18 protein-coding genes are annotated in these 16,909 nt (G+C 53.4%); 16 read left to right on the top strand and 2 right to left on the bottom strand.

What is annotated here, in order from left to right; all coding sequences use genetic code 11:
* Positions 1–232 precede the first annotated feature (232 nt).
* Positions 233–469, top strand: coding sequence for a YczO family protein (locus NNL21_RS24885; RefSeq protein ID WP_204820122.1), 237 nt, complete (start codon positions 233–235; stop codon positions 467–469).
* Positions 470–553: 84 nt separating this feature from the next.
* Here NNL21_RS24885 and NNL21_RS24880 read toward each other — a convergent pair whose 3' ends face one another.
* On the bottom strand, positions 554–1,699 hold the full coding sequence (locus NNL21_RS24880) for an ATP-binding protein (protein ID WP_204820121.1): 1,146 nt from the start codon (positions 1,697–1,699) through the stop codon (positions 554–556).
* Between the two features lie 290 nt (positions 1,700–1,989).
* Here NNL21_RS24880 and NNL21_RS24875 point away from each other — a divergent pair, with 290 nt between their 5' ends.
* From NNL21_RS24875 to NNL21_RS24860, 4 genes are all read left to right on the top strand, one after another.
* Positions 1,990–2,577, top strand: coding sequence for a TetR/AcrR family transcriptional regulator (locus NNL21_RS24875; protein WP_204820120.1), 588 nt, complete (start codon positions 1,990–1,992; stop codon positions 2,575–2,577).
* A 7-nt stretch (positions 2,578–2,584) separates the two neighbouring features.
* Positions 2,585–2,959 carry a DMT family transporter gene (locus NNL21_RS24870; protein WP_204820119.1) on the top strand — a complete coding sequence of 125 codons (375 nt, stop codon included), beginning with the start codon at positions 2,585–2,587 and terminating at the stop codon, positions 2,957–2,959.
* A gap of 57 nt (positions 2,960–3,016) precedes the next feature.
* Complete coding sequence (locus tag NNL21_RS24865; RefSeq protein ID WP_204820118.1) at positions 3,017–3,340, top strand: DMT family transporter; 324 nt, start codon at positions 3,017–3,019, stop codon at positions 3,338–3,340.
* 99 nt (positions 3,341–3,439) lie between these two features.
* Positions 3,440–4,105 (top strand): serine/threonine-protein kinase, encoded by a 666-nt coding sequence (locus NNL21_RS24860; RefSeq protein WP_204820117.1) that lies wholly within the window; start codon positions 3,440–3,442, stop codon positions 4,103–4,105.
* Between the two features lie 52 nt (positions 4,106–4,157).
* Here NNL21_RS24860 and NNL21_RS24855 read toward each other — a convergent pair whose 3' ends face one another.
* A complete protein-coding gene (locus tag NNL21_RS24855; protein ID WP_204820116.1) occupies positions 4,158–4,793 on the bottom strand; it encodes a DsbA family oxidoreductase in 636 nt (211 codons plus the stop codon).
* 196 nt (positions 4,794–4,989) lie between these two features.
* Here NNL21_RS24855 and NNL21_RS24850 point away from each other — a divergent pair, with 196 nt between their 5' ends.
* The 11 genes from NNL21_RS24850 (at position 4,990) to NNL21_RS24800 (ending at position 16,891) form a co-directional block, all read left to right on the top strand.
* On the top strand, positions 4,990–5,838 hold the full coding sequence (locus NNL21_RS24850) for a DUF72 domain-containing protein (protein WP_204820115.1): 849 nt from the start codon (positions 4,990–4,992) through the stop codon (positions 5,836–5,838).
* Between the two features lie 242 nt (positions 5,839–6,080).
* Positions 6,081–6,506, top strand: coding sequence for an RrF2 family transcriptional regulator (locus NNL21_RS24845; RefSeq protein ID WP_204820114.1), 426 nt, complete (start codon positions 6,081–6,083; stop codon positions 6,504–6,506).
* Between the two features lie 99 nt (positions 6,507–6,605).
* Positions 6,606–6,920, top strand: a complete 315-nt coding sequence (trxA, locus tag NNL21_RS24840; RefSeq protein WP_204820113.1) for a thioredoxin — start codon at positions 6,606–6,608, stop codon at positions 6,918–6,920.
* Positions 6,921–7,115: 195 nt separating this feature from the next.
* Positions 7,116–8,600, top strand: coding sequence for a cellulase family glycosylhydrolase (locus NNL21_RS24835; RefSeq protein ID WP_204820112.1), 1,485 nt, complete (start codon positions 7,116–7,118; stop codon positions 8,598–8,600).
* 147 nt (positions 8,601–8,747) lie between these two features.
* Positions 8,748–11,108 (top strand): S-layer homology domain-containing protein, encoded by a 2,361-nt coding sequence (locus NNL21_RS24830; protein WP_204820111.1) that lies wholly within the window; start codon positions 8,748–8,750, stop codon positions 11,106–11,108.
* A gap of 121 nt (positions 11,109–11,229) precedes the next feature.
* The gene (locus NNL21_RS24825) at positions 11,230–11,904 is read left to right on the top strand and encodes a response regulator transcription factor (RefSeq protein ID WP_204820219.1); all 675 of its coding nucleotides are present in this window, start codon (positions 11,230–11,232) and stop codon (positions 11,902–11,904) included.
* The gene (locus NNL21_RS24820; protein WP_204820110.1) at positions 11,901–13,295 is read left to right on the top strand and encodes a HAMP domain-containing sensor histidine kinase; all 1,395 of its coding nucleotides are present in this window, start codon (positions 11,901–11,903) and stop codon (positions 13,293–13,295) included. Before NNL21_RS24825 ends, NNL21_RS24820 begins: the two co-directional genes overlap by 4 nt.
* Before the next feature lie 188 nt (positions 13,296–13,483).
* Positions 13,484–14,398: an ABC transporter ATP-binding protein gene (locus NNL21_RS24815; protein ID WP_204820109.1), complete on the top strand. Its 915-nt coding sequence runs from the start codon at positions 13,484–13,486 to the stop codon at positions 14,396–14,398.
* Between the two features lie 2 nt (positions 14,399–14,400).
* Entirely contained in the window at positions 14,401–15,111 is a 711-nt protein-coding gene (locus tag NNL21_RS24810) for an ABC transporter permease (protein ID WP_305880951.1), read from the top strand.
* A gap of 2 nt (positions 15,112–15,113) precedes the next feature.
* Positions 15,114–15,851, top strand: a complete 738-nt coding sequence (locus tag NNL21_RS24805; protein WP_204820108.1) for an ABC transporter permease — start codon at positions 15,114–15,116, stop codon at positions 15,849–15,851.
* A 92-nt stretch (positions 15,852–15,943) separates the two neighbouring features.
* Positions 15,944–16,891: a helix-turn-helix transcriptional regulator gene (locus NNL21_RS24800; RefSeq protein ID WP_204820107.1), complete on the top strand. Its 948-nt coding sequence runs from the start codon at positions 15,944–15,946 to the stop codon at positions 16,889–16,891.
* Positions 16,892–16,909 lie beyond the last annotated feature (18 nt).

Genomic DNA, 16,909 nt, shown 5'->3' with positions numbered 1-16,909 from the left:
ACCTGCGGCTGTAACGCCAGAAAAGGGAGTAACAGCTCACGTAGTGCAGCCGCCGTAGAGCTGTAAGGCCGTATTCTACCGTTACAGCTCCTGAAACACGAGACGGAGCCGGCTATGGTACGTCTCCGGCACTCGAGCGCAATCTGCCTCTATCGTGTAAGTAGTCCATTGTTTGCGGATCACGTTCTGGAGGTATGTAGGTAGTACAAGTCACAATGAGAGGTGATCTGGTATGGCAAAGGATAAGAAGAAGACAACCCATGTTGATCCGAAGAATAGTCGTGACCATCCGGAACAATACCCGACCAATGAGCCGAGCTTGTTCGATATGTGGGAAAGCCAGAAGAATGTAGACCCCATTCCAATGGAGGACCTGAACCTCGACAAGAAAGAGGAGAAGCGCCAGACGCATACGAAGAATGAGTCCTCCAGCTTGAAGAAATACCATTCAGGATTCGGTAAGGGGTAGCCCATTCAAGAGCAGTATATAAAAGAAGCCGAGAGCAGACGACTTACGTCCACGCTCAAGGCTTCTTTCTTGTTGGATGCGAGGCTAAGCGTGAACCCGAAGGGTCAGCCCGGGATACAGCACGGAACGTTCTGCCCGCATTGTCTCGATTGTAGCCCGGTCGAAGGAGGCGTGGAACAATTCCGGATCGGGCTCGAAGGTAACGCTTATGCCGGTCTCGCCGGTTGTGCCAACCGGTGTCAAGGCGCATCGTGGAATCCCATGGCTGTAGTCCTGGCGATTGATCGAGCCGTCGCGCCGCGTCTCGACCTGCAGGTGAAGTGACAGTGCATTGACTACTGCGATGCTGATCCCTTTCTCGCCGCCCGGTACCGAGTACGAGGCGCCGATTGCCGTCCGGTTATGCAGGTCGGTCATGACGGTTTGGAGCCAGGACCGATCCGTTTCCGTTCCCGGGAAGGCGCGGGTCGGAATGCCGCGGCCGTTGTCAGCTACGGTCACCCTTCTGTTATCGTGGACATAAATATTCACTTCCGTGCAATAGCCCGCCTGATGCTCCAGGATGCTATTCTCCAGCACGGCTCCCAGCAGGGCATGCGGGTCGTGCTTGCCCTCCGGCTTGCCGAGGTAAGCTGCGGCATTGCCGCGAGCCTCGGTCATGTCCAGATAATCGCTCGTATCGAGCAGATCGGAGGTCGCGGCAAGCAGCAGCAGAAGAGGCAGGGTGCGATGGCGGGGGATCGAGTATCGGCCGCCGCGGTCATCCTGCTGCAGCAGGTCAGCGCCGAGCAGCGCCTTCAGATGGTGGTACAGCTGGCCGGTCGTTCCCATATTCAATCGTTCGACCAGCTCGGCACCGTTCATCGGCTGATACAGGACTGTGCGGATGATATCGAGCCGCTGTTTATGTCCGAGAGCTCCGATGACCTTGGCGGCCTTGTCCCCGTCCGCGGCTAGAATCTGGCTGACAGACCGGGATTTAGGCTCCCAACGAAATCGCGTGTTGTCATGATTGTAATAGCCGGAGAAGTAGAGCTCACCGGCCGAAGCCATGGATTCGGCAGCCTCTGTAGGTGCATGCGAAGCGGGAACTTCCGGATGGATAGCTGCTTCAGTGTGGACCGTAGTTGAGCCGGCTTCTCCTATCAGCAGCCTGACTTGCTGGGTAAGCTCGGAGAGCTGTGTCTTCATAGTATCCAATTCAGCGGCGAAGTCTCTAGATGCAGTCATGAACATCACCTCACTAAACATAATTACGCAATAACGTTATTACGTAATTTAATAATATCATGTAATCCATCATTTGTAAATATTTCCTTGGATACGAACCTGTCCTTTATTTTCCTTACCGAATACATCAGTTTCGCGATAACAAATGCATTGACATCCATTTAATGAGCAGTTAGAATCATGTGAGACTAACGATCGTTAGGTAAAGTTATTGAACCGTATGATCCATCTATGTCGGGACCCTATTTGGGTTAAATACTTTGATTTGAATCATCGCGGAGGTACGGAGTATGACCGCTACTAAATTGAAGCTTGCAGCGCTAACGCTGTTTACGGAGTCGGGCTATGAAGGGACCTCCATGTCCCAAATTGCAAAGGCCGTCGGCATTAAGACACCTTCAATCTATGCTCATTTTGAATCGAAAGAGCATTTGTTCCTTACCTTGGTGGAATTCGTCATTCAGGAGGATTGCGATCAGCTTCTGAGGATTATTGCTCAGACGGCTGATCAACCGCCTCTAGAACGAGTGCGGGCGGTGTTCAATCATTATTCGGATCGCGGAACGCCGACCATGGAGAAGTCATTTTTGAAAAGGGCGATTATGGTGCCGCCCCGTCACTTGCGGGAGCGTCTTCGGCAAGACTTTGACGGGCATGAGCGGTTTCTGACCCATCATATCGTTCTTCTCTTTCGGGGATGCATGGATGGTGGAGCAGAACTTGACGAAGAGGAAGAATGTCGCCTGATTGCGCTCTTTTATGCATTGGTGGACGGATTGATTGTGGAGCGGGAGCTTTATGATAAGGAGCTCTTCTTGGAGAGGCAGGAACAGCTGTGGGCTTGGTTCTGTAAAGCAATTACCTGCAAGAGAGGATGATATCAATATGGCATGGGTTTATTTGCTTGTCGGCGGTATGCTTGAGATCGGCTGGGCATTCGGGCTGCGGGCTTCGGAAGGGTTTACGATTCTGCTGCCCTCCGTGCTTACGATCGTTATGCTGGCGGCCAGCTTCTACCTGTTTGCGAAGTCGATGCGGATGATTGAGATTGGCACGGCCTATGCGGTGTTTACGGGAATTGGGACGGCAGGAACGGTAGTAATCGGAATGCTGCTGCTGGGCGAGCCGGCGGATTTGCTGAGACTGTTCTTCGTGGCGCTTCTTGTGGGCGGCATTGTGGGACTCAAAATGATTTCGTCCGATAAGGACGCAGGAGAACCTGCCGCGCAGCAGGAGGAAACGGTTGATACTAGCGCCTAGCGGCGTGGGCCGCTAAATGAATGCTCGCATCAGGTATAGCTACGGGGGGGATTGACAATGGCTTGGATATTCTTGCTGCTGTCCGGCTTGGGTGAAGTTAGCGGCGTTACCTGCATGAAATGGTCGGATGGATTCAAGAAGTGGAAAGGAACAGTTGGCGCCATTATTTCGGGCTTCTTCAGCTTCTATTTCTTATCGAGAGCGCTGCAGGAAATTCCGATCAGTACGGCTTACGGCGTATGGACCGGCATTGGATCGGCAGGGAGTGTACTTCTTGGCATGTTTGTGTTCGGAGAGTCGAAGGACAGACGCAAGCTGCTTTTCATTGGTATGATTATTGCCGGCGTGGCTGGCTTACGGATCGTTGGGGGCGGGCACTAGCGGCCGAGCCTATGACGATCTTTCTTTTTGCCCAGTCACGAATTACAATGGGGATACAGACTCAACATACGAGTTCGAGATGAAGGAGCGTAATCGGACGTGACGAACCCTATAGAAATTCGCGAGCTCGCAGCATGGGTCGAACGGTCACTGCTTCCGGAGCTGCTGATCGAAAGCATGCATCCCCGCGAACCGATTATTGTCCGTCAATATCCGGAGCCATGGATTAAGCTCGGAGCGGGTAATTATGCAGGCGTATTCGTGCATCCCCTTGCGGATGATCTCGTGATCAAAGTATATACGCCTGGCCGGGATGGCTTCGAGGACGAGGTTCAGGTGTATGATCGGCTCGGCGAGCATTCCGCTTATTCACAATGCTATTATGCGAATGAAGCCAACAGTTATCAATATTTGATTTTGAAGCGTTTGCGGGGGAAAACCTTGTATCAATGCATACTTGAGGGAACTGCGATTCCTGCCCAGGCAATTAAGGATATCGATGAAGCGCTGGACTATGCACGGTCAAGAGGGCTCCGCCCCCATGATGTTCATGGGAAGAACGTCATGATACACGAAGGCCGCGGCCTTGTCGTGGACGTGTCAGATTTCCTGAAGCAGGACACCTGCTCGATGTGGAGCGATCTGAAGAAAGCGTATAACCACCTTTACCTGCCGTATCTGTCCAAGCGTCCCGTTCCTGTTCCCGAGTGGATTATGAACGGTGTGCGCAAAGGTTATCGGCTGTTCAAGTCTTCGACGTCATAAGCTTATAATAAGAAGCGGACGCCCGTATTCAGCAGGCGCCCGCTTCTTCATGCTATTCTTGCTTATTCACGCGATGCATAAGCTCGACAAGCTTATCGGGCGGATAAGCGCCAGACAGTGCATACTTGTTATCGAAGACAAAGAACGGCACGCCGGTTACGCCGATTCTCGCCGCTAATGCCAAGTCGGCGTTAACGGCTTCCTCTCCGCCGCCTTGGCGCAAGGGTTCCAATACGGCAGTTGCATCCTCGCCCAATTCAGCCGCAATAGCCTCGATCTCCTTGAATTGCGCAAGATCCCGCCCTTCTTCAAAGTAGGCGCGGAAGATCGCATTAACGGCCGTTTCCTTGAGCTCTGGCTTCAGAAGCGCGACGAATCGGTGGGCAAGCTTCGTATTCGGCATCCGCTGTACCCGGTCAAACCGGTACGTGAGGCCGACGGCTGCGCCGGCGTTCGTCACTTGCGCAAGAGCTTGCTGCATCCGGGAGTTGTCGCCCATCTTCTGCGACATCACTTCTTTGAACGGAAGCCCTTCCGGGGGGAGGGTCGGATCAAGCAGGAAGGCACGGAATGTAATCTCAGCAGGCTCGCCGCCTTCACTGACCCACTGCTCGAGCGCCTTGTTCAAATTTTGTTTGCCGATTCGGCACCATGGACATACCATATCGGAATAGACTTCAATTTTCATGTGGATTCAGTCCCTTAATCGATTTGTAATCTAACCTCATGCTAAAGCAGATCACTTACGAAAGCAAGAATGCAGGCGGCGGTAATTCATGGCCCCTGACTACCTGAGATGGACAGCTTCTATAACCTTCATTACTATGGAATAATGAATATCGATTGGACGGGTTCTTATTCATTAGTTGGAGAGGGGAATCAGTGTGATTGCTATTGGCCTTGCCGGTTGGGGGGACCATGACGAGCTTTATAATCCTGGCGTGAGAGCGGGTGATAAGCTGGCGCACTATGCCAAGCATTATCCGATTGTTGAAGTGGATTCAACCTTCTATGCCATCCCGAGTATGGAAACTTGCAGGAGATGGTCCGATATGACACCGCCGGCCTTCTCTTTCATCGTCAAAGCCTACAAAGGGCTAACCGGCCATGACCGCAGCCAGCCGGGCTTTACGGAGCTTGAATCCACCATGAAGCCGTTTCTTGAATCGATTCAACCCTTTTGGGAGGCGGGCAAGCTCAAAGCGGTTCTGTGTCAATACCCGCCATGGTTTGACTGTACCCGGGAGAATGTTCAGGTTCTGAGAGAAACGAAGAGTCTGATTGGGGATTTGCCTGCGGCGCTCGAATTCAGGCATCAAAGCTGGTTCTCTGATACCTTTCGGGCGAAGACGCTGCAATTTATGAGAAGCGAGGGCTGGATCCACAGCATATGCGATGAACCCCAGGTAGCTCCTTTTTCCGTACCGACCGTTCTTCAAGCGACCCATGATCAGGTGACGATGGTACGCATGCATGGACGCAATGTATCCGGCTGGAGCCAGCGGGGAAATCCGAATTGGCGGGCCGTCCGCTACTTATACAATTACAACCGCAGCGAGCTTCAGGAATGGGCGGAGCAGCTTCGCAGCCTTGAACAGCAGACCGAAGAGATTTGCGTTGTGTTCAACAACAACTCCGGAGGCGATGCAGCAAGCAATGCCAAGCAATTGATGAATCTGCTGCAGATGGATACCCTCCCGCTCGCTCCACGTCAGCTTGACTTGTTTGAATAGGCGTTTTAAGCCTGGTGAAGAATGAAGCCAGCGATATGCTGTTTGACTTGTCGGATACGTGGTAATGGATGGTGGGGAGAGTGAGGGAGCGAGCGCGGCAGCCTAGCGGTGGCAGCTTCATACAATTGGATGTGGCGCACCGAATAAATGCGGCATTCTTTTCGTAAAATAGGAACCTGTCCGCATTGACAATGACAACTGTAACTGATATGATTACAGTACAGAGCGGGGGTGGGTTACACATGAATAGCGAATTTACGATAGCCGTACACAGCTTGGTTTACTTGGCGTATGTACCGGATCGGATGGCATCCAGCGAAGCCATCGCTGAGAATGTCTCGACCAATCCGGCCCGCATCCGTAAAGTCATGAGCTGTTTGCGTAAAGGCGGTTATGTGGATACTCGCGAAGGCGCGGGCGGTGGATACCGGTTGACGCTTGATCCGGCTGTCGTATCGTTGTCCGATGTGTACCGGCTGATGGCCCAAGGCTCCGTGATCCCGGGCTGGTGCTCCGGTAATCCCGATATGGATTGCGTTGTCGGCTCCAATATGCAGGAGGTTATGCACGGCATCTTCTGCAAAGCGGAGAAGCATCTTGAATCCTACTTCGGGAGCATAACCATTGCTGATGTGCTGGGGCAAATTCACAGCTGCGAGGATTGCTGATATCTTGCGGACGCTTTGCCAACGTTTGGTGTGACGGGTTCTCCCTTCTCATACATGGATACATGGAGAATAATTATTATACCGAGAGGATGATTCACAATGGCAGCAGTAGCACTGACGAAGGATACTTTCAAACCAAGCATCGAGAGCGGCGTAACGCTCGTTGATTTCTGGGCACCATGGTGCGGCCCTTGTAAAATGCAGCTTCCGATCGTTGAAGAGCTTTCCGGCGAGCTGGAAGGCTCGGCAACAATCGCGAAGATCAACGTCGACGAAGAGCCTGAAATCGCGTCCCAATTCGGCGTTATGAGCATTCCGACGCTGATCCTGTTCAAGGATGGACAGCCAGTGGACAAAATGGTCGGCCTGCAATCCAAGGATGCACTCAAAAACAAAATTCAAGGCCAGCTGTAAGCCAACAAGGCTTCAGCGGCGCAGGAGTCCCCACACCGAGGCGGTGTGGGGATTTTTGCTGTGAAGAAAACGGCCGATCTTCAGCATTCCGTCCAGTTTGGCAGATATGAAGATTAAAACAAGATTGACAGTTTTAAACAGCTTCCCTATAATCGAACTGACTAGTCAGTACAATAATTAAGGAGGTCTTCTACGATGCATGCTGTATCTGTAAGGGGAGAACGGTTTGTTGATTCATTTGGCAGGGAGGTTATATTGCATGGCATGGGTCTTGTCTGCAAGGACAAGAGCCGGAATTACATTGGCGACTGGAACGAATCCGACTTTATGAAGATGCAGCAGTGGGGATGTAATGTCATCCGTCTGGGGATCATCTGGGACGGCCTTGAGCCGGAACCCGGCGTTTATGACGATGCTTATCTGGACCAGATGGAAGCATGGGTCCGATTGGCGGAGCAATACGGTATGCACGTCTTTCTCGATATGCATCAGGACTTATACAGTTACCGGTACGCGGATGGAGCGCCGGAGTGGGCGACCATTACCGATGATCTGCCGCATGTGAATGACGGAATCTGGAGTGATGCTTACTTATTCAGCCCAGCGGTTCAGCGGGCCTTCGACCGGTTCTGGGAGAACGCTCCGGCTCCTGATGGAATCGGCTTGCAGGACCATTATGCTGCTGCATGGCGGCATGTGGCGCGTAAATTCGGCCATAACCCTTGTGTCATCGGATATGATTTGATGAACGAACCGTTCATTGGCAGCCAGGTAAACGATATTCAACCCCTCATGTTTCATCAATACGGTATCGAAACAGCTCAAATTACGGGACAGTCTTCATGGAACGAAGAGGAGCTGCCCGCAGTGTGGATGGATCCCGTGAAACGTATGGAGGCCCTTCGCTTGATGGAGGATCCGGAGCTTTTCCGCCGGGTGATTGACGTTACGGAGCAAGGCTATAAACAATTCGAGCAGACGAAGCTAATGGCCTTCTACCGCAAGACAGCGGCAGCGATCCGTGAAGCAGATCCGACGGGCTTGCTGTTTCTGGAGACCAGCTACTTTTGCAATTTAGGTGTCCGAAGCGGGATTGAGCCGATTGTTCGTGACGACGGGCTGCGGGATCCTTATCAGGTTTATGCACCGCACGGCTATGATTTGGTGACGGATACGGACTTCGTTCACACGCCAAGCTCGAGCCGGGTGCAAGTGATCTTCGATCGGCATGAGGAGACGCGAAGCAGGCTGCGAATGCCGATGCTCGTCGGCGAATGGGGAGCATACGGTGATTCCGAGCATGCCGGCGAGGCTGCTCTAGCGATCAAGAAAATATTCGAACGCAGCTTATGCAGCGATACGTACTGGTGTTATACGCATCCGGACATAGATCAATATAGCTCCTTCAAAGGTGTTCAACGCGGATATCCAGCCGCTGTTGCGGGGGAACTGCTGCGGTATGCGTACGATGCAGGGACGGGGCGATTTGAGCTGGAGTGGGTGGAGCGGGCATCTGACGGAGAGTCTACCGTCATCTACCTGCCGAAGCTTGCCGGCAAACGGGTTTTGCTATCTGCCGGCGAACATTTTGATACGGTCCAAATTGGCGGCGGAGAATCCGGCTACCTACATATCCATCCCCACATGCCGGGCGAGCGAAGAAAGCTGGTTGTTGAATAACGAATCCGTCCTAGTGGTGTGGGGCGCTTTCTTCCATGCGGCATCATTGGCAACTTTATCTGATATCGGCAAATAATCTGTGCAACTTTTCCGGCCGCCCCCGCGTTAATACTCCTGAGTGGAAAACATTGGGGGGGTTCAGAAGGGATGAACAAACGCAATAAACAATGGCTTGTAGCTCTGTCTACGGCAGTCGCGCTGACTGCGGCCGTACCGGCAGCCGCGTATGCGGATAAGGCGGTTCCTGACCTGCGGGCAGGCACTACGGAGGGTTCTTCAGCAGTACCGATTAAAGCGGAAGAGACGGCGCCAGTGAATACGGCTATTTCGAAGGAAAAGGCGATATCACTTGCCAAGAGCTACGTTAGTATACCCGCAGACTATAAAATCCAGAATGTAAGCCTTTACAACCGCATGGACATAAACACCAAGCGCAACGTATGGAACCTGTCATTCGTGAAGACGGTCAATGGCAAGCACAAAGGAAGCATCGAAGTGAGCCTCGATGCCGATAATGGCGACATGATCGGCTTCAATACGTATATCGACGATCCCGGCGCCAAGCCATCTTACCCGCTTAAAGTAAACCGGGAAAAAGCGCAAGAGGTCGCATTGTCCTTCTTGGCGAAGATGTCGCCTAGGCTGAAGGATCAGGTGCGTCTTAACGCCGATTACGGGGCGGATGCTAAGCCGCCTCTTAACGGGCAGGTCCGTCATTCGCTGCGTTATGATCGGATGGTGGGCGAGTTCCCATTCGTGGGCAACTACATTGATATTGAAGTGGATAGCGAAGGACGCGTTCTTAGCTACCAGGTCAATTGGAACGCGGATATCAAGTTTGAACAAGTAAAGCCGGGAATGACGATGACCGAGGCTATGGCGAAGATTCGCGAGACTGCGAAGCCGGAGCTGGTGTATGTCGTTCCGTATCAAATGAAGCAGCCGCGTAAGCCTGTGCTCAGCTATGAGCTCCAGCCTATTGTCCTGGACGCTGTAACCGGCGAGGTCCAGCAGTCTGCCGGCAATTCGTCGCAAATATCAACAGCTCCTCTCGCCGAGAAGGCGCTTGGAACCAAGCCGAAGAATGGGAAGAATTTGACCCGCGAGCAGGCCGCTCAGACGGTGAAGGACCACTTTACTGTTCCGGCTGGCGCAGCTCAAGAACAAGCCAACTACAACGAGTACACAGATGAATATAGCGGCATCACGACAGCCGAATGGAATATCGGATGGACCTTGAAGGACGGGGATAAAGAGATCGGCAATGTGAACGCATCTGTCGACAGCCGCACAGGGATTATCCGCAGCTTCAACTCCTACACGTGGCAGCAGCAGGCCGGCCAATCCATGAAGCGAATCGCCTACGCGGACGCGCGGACGAAAGCGGTCGAGCTGGTGAAGAAGCAGCTGCCGTGGCTCGTTCAAGAGCTTTACTTAAGCGAACCGAGCGAGGTGGAAATCAAGCGGATGAACGACGAGCAGTCAAGCGAATACTCGTTCCGCTTCGTTCACAAGGTAGGTGACGCGCGAATCGATTACAATAACGTTCGTGTGTCCATCGACGCTTACTCCGGAGAGGTTCGGAATTACTATGCGAATATCGCTGAATTCGACTATCCTGAGCAGGCACCGGCGGTAATCAGCCGTGATAAAGCGGTGGATGCTTGGTTAGACTACTATAAGCTGGAGCTTACTTATGTACTGGACTCCGATTTCGTATGGAACGGGTCGCCGATCTCGAGGGAAAAGTATAACCTGATGGTCGCATCGGGCGAGCTGCAGCCTGGAGAAGGATTGGCAGAGCCGAAGACGAAGCTGGTATTCCGGCTGGTATCGAAGCCGATCGACGAACCGGTCTTCCTCGATGCGCAGACCGGACAATGGCGCAACCAGACGACAGGAGATGCGGCATCGCTCGAGAAGCCCCAAGCAAGCGATATTGAAGGCCACTGGGCGCAGCGCGAGCTGGAGCTGATGGTCGCCTACAAGGCGCTAGACGTCGCGGACGGCAAAGTACGGCCGAATCAAGTGATTACGCGCGGCGAGCTGATTAAGATGCTGGTGCTGTCCATGAACAGCGGCCGTTCGCCGATCTTGTACAGCGGCGCTGAATCCGCAAAATCGAGCTTCGACGATGTGAGTGCTGACTCCAGCTACTTTGTATATGTGCAAAATGCGTTGGAGCAAAACCTGATCGACCGTGGTGACGGTTCATTCAATCCCGAGGGCAAGGTTGACCGCGAGGAGATGGCGGAGCTGATCGTTCGCGCCTTGGGATACAACCCGCTTGCCGAGCGGAATGAACTGTTCAATCTCACCTTCAAGGATGCGGACAAAACCGAGCAGAAGGGTCAGGCGGCTATCGTGATCGGACTTGGTATCATGAGCCTCAAGGATGGCAATTTCGTGCCGGACCGTGAAGTAACCCGCGCTGAAGCGGCTGCCGCGTTCTTCCGGTTCTTGAGCGTAAGCGCAGATCTGAAGGAAGCGCCGCTCCGTAACGACTAATAGATAAGAAGCATATGGGGATCCCGTTCACAGATGTGGACGGGATTCTTTTTTAAACCAAATTTAACTTTCCTTTTGGATAGGGTTTCTCTATCATGGGTAAAAAACGATCGTGGTGAATGTGATGAAGAATGTTCTCTATATAGAAGACGACCGTGAGATCGGCCAGTGGACCGCCAGCGATCTGGAGAAGCGCGGGTATGCGGTGGAATGGCTCACTTCCGGTGAAGGCGCATTAGAACGAATACAAACGGCTGATATTGTCGTGCTTGATGTCATGCTTCCCGGGCTGGACGGCTTCACGATTGGTCAGCGCTTGAAGAAGGAGGCACCTGGCGTACCTGTCTTAATGCTGTCTGCCCGGACGTCGGTGGATGATAAGCTGCAGGGGCTGCATTTTGCCGACGACTATTTGACCAAGCCATTCCATCCGGATGAGCTGGCTGCGCGGATCGACGTGCTGCTCCGCCGGTTCGGGCAGCCGGCCGGACAAGAGGTGAGATTGGGCCATCTGACGGTAAGGCCGGACCGCCAGACGGTGATCGATAACCGAACGGGCGATGAAATCCCGCTGACCGCCAAGCAGCTGCAAATATTGCTATATTTCTTGAAGCACCCCAACCAAATCATGACCAAGGAGCAGATCTATGAAGCCGTCTGGGGGGAGCCCTATATGGAGGGTGACAAAACCGTCATGGTGCATATCCGCTACCTGCGGGAGCGAATTGAGCTGGATCCGGGTGCGCCGACGATTATTGAGACCATTCGAGGCCTTGGCTACCGGGTGAGACAATGAAGTTTTTTAAGCTCAAGAATTCGCTGCTCTCGAAGTATTTGCTCATCATCCTGTTTGCGCTCGTGCTGCTGCCCTTTACATTCCCGGTGATCATGATCATCATTTCTTTGCCGATCAACCAGGGAGACGGCGGCTTCATTGCTGTAGAGGAGCGATACAAGGATGGCTTGAAATTAGAACGGATGTGGCATAAGGAGGCCGGTCAGCTTGAGGGGGCTTCCGATGCGGAGATTGACTCACGGCTGATGGGACTGAAGGAACAATACCCGAAAGCGCGATTGTTCTGGGTGGACGATGCAGGCAGGACGCGGCTGCAGCTGCCGGTGAATCCTGAGATTCCCGCGACTTGGACGCCATTCTATACGATTCAATTCATGAAAGAGCGTATCAACGGGGATCCGTTTACGATCGTGGCCTTTATCGGGAAGAAGCAGGATGGCTTCATGGTCTTCGAGATCCCGCGCACAATTATGAAGCCGGTCGGGGCAAGAGTCATGGATAGTTATAACACGATCATTATCGGGGGAACCTTGCTCGTACTCGGCCTTTTCTTGTTTGTTTCCCTCCTCTTCTTCTACCGGATCCGCAGGCGGCTCGTCCGGCTGCAGACCGCCATGACCGAGCCGACCGAGAGCGGGATACCTGGGGTTGTTGAGGCGCTGAATAGCGACGAGATTGGCCGTTTGGAGACTGCATTTAATGGAATGGTGGAAAAACTGGAGAGCAGCCGCCTCCGGGAAGCCGAGGAGGAATCGCTTCGCAAGGAGCTGATTGCGAAGCTATCGCATGATCTGCGTACGCCGCTGACGACGATCCGCAGCCATGCTTATAGTCTTCGAACCGAGCAGCTGACAGACAAAGGCGCCGAATCGATTGATCTGATCGATCGCAAAATCGTCTACCTGAGCCAGCTTATCGAGAATCTGTTCTCCTACTCGCTGCTATCGGCGGGCAAGTATCCCTACCGTCCTCGCTCTGTCGATATCGTACGGATGGCTAAGACGTTATTCGCGGGCTGGTATCCGGTGTTCGAGCAGGAAGGCTTCACGATTGAGCTGGATCTCCCGGAGGAGTCCGTTCATTGGACGATAGATCCCGAGTGGCTGGAACGCGTGCTGGACAATTATTGTCAGAATGCCATGCGCCACGCAAAGATCGGCCGGTATATCCGATTGGAGGTAAGCTCCGAGTCCGGAGGCCGCATCATAATCGCGGATCACGGTCCCGGAATGGGCGGTGATTCCGCTGATAAGGGCGCCGGTCTGGGTCTGTCCATCGTCTCACTGATGCTGAAGGAGATGGGTCTCCGGAGCGTGGTCTCAAGCAGCGGGAAGGGGACGACGATTTCAATTATGCGGGTGGAGCGAATAGAATTTCCTCCGATCGGTTAGAGGCCTCCAAGCCGCATTTAATGCGGTGAGGAGGTTTTTTCTGTTGGAGATTGATTCGCAGGAGCATGGCAGCAGATCGAGAAACGTTGTGCTGCGGGCGGTCCCGGGGTTATTTTAAACCGAATTTAAACTTGGCTGTACATGCGCTTTAAACTTCAACCGTTACGATAAATACCGAGGTGATTATCGTGAATAATTGGATCCTGCAAACAGAGGGTTTAACGAAGAAGCTAGGCGGCAAAGCCGTTGTCAATGATTTGAATTTGAAGATGGAGAAAGGGGATATTTACGGCTTCCTTGGACCTAACGGCGCAGGGAAGACGACGACGATCCGCATGCTGCTCGGCCTGGCCAAGCCGACACAGGGCCGTATCCGAATCTTCGGCAAGGACATGCAGAAGGAGCGGATGGCTGTTCTGCGCAAGGTCGGCTCGTTGGTCGAATACCCGTCCTATTATGGTCATCTGAACGCGATTGAGAACCTGGAAGCCGTTCGCCGTCTGCTGGGCGTACCCAAATCCCGGATCGATGAGGTGTTGTCGGTTGTTCGTCTGACGAAGGATGCGAAGCGGCCCGTCAAGGGTTATTCGCTTGGTATGAAGCAGCGGCTGGGCATTGCGACTGCACTGCTGGGCCAGCCTGAGCTGCTCGTTCTGGACGAGCCCACGAATGGGCTTGATCCGGCAGGCATCCTGGAAATCCGTGAGCTTATCAAGAGCTTGCCGCGAGAGCAAGGGGTCACGATTCTGATTTCCAGCCATCTATTATCCGAGATTGAACAGATGGCGACGCGTGTTGGCATCATTACGAAAGGAAGGATGATCTTCCAGGATTCCATAGACACGTTGAGGGAGCGGGCACAGAGTAAAATCCGCATCGGCGTCAGCGATCCGGAGGCAGCGTGGAAGCAGCTGCTCGCGGGCGGCTACCAGGCGGATTGGGACCGGCGTAAGCTGACCATTGACAGAGCCCCTAACGAAACCGTCGCCGCGATGATCGCCAGTCTGGTGAAGCATAACTTCTCCGTCTACCGGGTAGAGGAGGAAGGCGCTTCGCTGGAGGACATCTTCCTGGATCTGACCGGGGGGGAGGGAAGCTTGTGATTATGCGTGTAATGGCTGCCGAGCTGTTGAAAATCCGCCGCAAAATGATCTGGTTCCTGGTTGTTCTAGGACCGCTCGGAGTGGTCGGACTGCAGGCCGTTAATTTCGGTCTTCGTTATGACTACTTAACTAAGCAATACGCGAATGATCTCTGGGGTGGGTTAATTAACAATGTCACCATGATGATGGTGCCGACACTGTTCATGGGGCTTGCAATCCTCGCGTCCATGACGGCGGGTATCGAGCATCAGACGAACGCCTGGAAGCAGACGCTGGCGCTGCCGATTACGCGGACGCAGGTTTTCACCGGGAAGTTTCTGCTGAGTGTCCTGCTGTTGTTCTGCTCCAGCACGCTGCTTATCGTCGGTACGGTCGGCCTTGGAGCCGCGCTGGGCTTTGATCTTGGAGATGTACCCTACAAACATCTGCTAGAACTTATTTATTATCCATACTTGGCCATAATGCCCTTCATTGCCCTGCAGGTATGGTTATCTGTCCTGATGCACAATCAGGCGATCCCGCTCACCGTCGGCATTGTGGGGACGGTATTCTCCATGTTCTCTAACCGGTTCGACGACTGGATGCCCTACAAATGGCCGTATTTGGACAATGCGGCAGATAACCCGCTCTTCTCCGTGGCTGCAGGTGTAGTAACCGGTATCGTCGTTCTCGCTGCAGGTACATTGAACTTTGTCCGAAAGGATGTGAAATAGCCATGGTTCGGATGTTTCGTTCAGAATGGTTAAAGCTGCGCAAGTCGGTGATATGGCTGCTGGCTGTTGTCAGTCCGCTCCTTGCGGCGCTCGTCGGCATTCTCAGTATATTGGACGATGCCGAGATTATCGGCGGCTCTCCTTGGCTGTATGCGCTATCGATGATGGCTGCCTTGCATGCTATGCTGTTCCTGCCGCTGCTGACCGGCGTATACGCCGCACTTGTATGCAGGTACGAGCATGCCGGCGGCGGATGGAAGCAGCTGCTCTCGCTGCCTGTTTCGCGAAGCCAGGTTTATCTGGTGAAGTTTGCGTTTATTATGCTGCTTCTTGCGATTACGCAGCTATTGTTTTTGGCTGCGCTTCTAGGAATCGGTCTGTCGCTGGGCTTCCCTGGACCGATCCCATGGAAGGAGATTATCGTCGCCTGCTTGGGCGGCTGGATCGCCTGTCTGCCTTTAGCCGCGCTGCAGCTCGCCGTTTCAACGGCCTGGTCAAGCTTCGCCGCGCCACTTGCTGTGAATGTCATCTTCACCCTGCCGAATATGTTGGTGGCGAACTCTGCTGAATATGCCCCGTACTACCCTTGGGTACAGCCAATGCTTGCCATGATGCCCCGCGATGAGATGAGCTTCGGTGCGTTTAATGTCTCTCCGGTTACGTTGTTCGCTGTTATTGGCGGCAGCTTCCTGCTGTTTTTGGCCTCTGGATGGACGTATTTTTCGAAGAAAGCGGTCTGAGGGGAGAGCTGGATTCGCAGCTTACTCTTGCTTGAAACGGGCACCTCTGGTATGTTCTTGTCACAAGCATATTGGAAGGAGAACTGCCGTCTGTGAAGCTGGATCGACTGTTAGCCATTACGATGCTTCTGCTGGGACGGCGCAGAGTCAGCGCCAAGGAGCTTTCGGATAGATTCGAGGTATCCCTGCGCACGGTATATCGGGATCTGGAGACGATTAATCAATCCGGTATTCCGATCGTGTCCTATACAGGGGTGACCGGCGGGTACGAAATCATGGATCAATACCGGCTGGACCGCCAATTTCTTTCCCTAGAAGAGCTGCAATCCATCATCATTGCCTTAAGAGGGATCCGGTTCTCCATGGAGGAGAAGGAGATCGGCGGCTTGCTCGACAAGGTTGGCGCGCTTGTTGCCAAATCCGAGCAAGGCGCGGCTGCCAGTATGAGCCAACAGTTATTAATTGATATTAACCCTTGGCATAATGGCGAGGCGGATAAGGAGAAGCTTAGCGTGCTTAAGACGGCCATCCGTTCGACACGGCTCCTCCGGTTCGAATATACGAGCGGGCATGGTGAGGATTCCGAGCGGGTATGCGAGCCGATGAGCGTCGTGCTCAAGGGATACGTATGGTATTTGTACGGATACTGCAGGCTGCGGCAAGATTTTCGGATCTTCCGCTTATCGCGAATCGGCAGGCTGGCGGAGCTGCCCGAGACATTCGAGCGTCGCGAAGAGACGCTGGAGCAGCTCAGTTATCCTTCTGTCCGCCCGCAGGATGCTCCTATGCTGCGTCTTGTTCTGCGGTTTCAGCCTCATCTCAAGGCACGGATCCTGGATTATTATCGCGGGAGTGAGATCGAGGTGGAGCCGGAAGGTACGCTGCTCGTCACCGTCGTTCAACCGGATGAGCCATGGGTGCGCAGCATGCTCCTGGGCTATGGCACCGATGTAACGGTATTAGAACCGGCTTCACTGGCACAGGAGCTTGTGCGCGAGGCTAGAAAAATTATTCGCAAATATGAATCCATCCTAACTTAGAGCGATCAGGCAGCAGGG

The sequence above is a fragment of the Paenibacillus mendelii genome (assembly GCF_024498075.1).
In the GTDB taxonomy this organism is placed as follows: Bacteria; Bacillota; Bacilli; order Paenibacillales; family Paenibacillaceae; genus Paenibacillus_Z; species Paenibacillus_Z mendelii.
The sequence above is the reverse complement of the archived record's forward strand: the minus strand, read 5'-3'. Positions and strand labels throughout refer to the sequence as shown.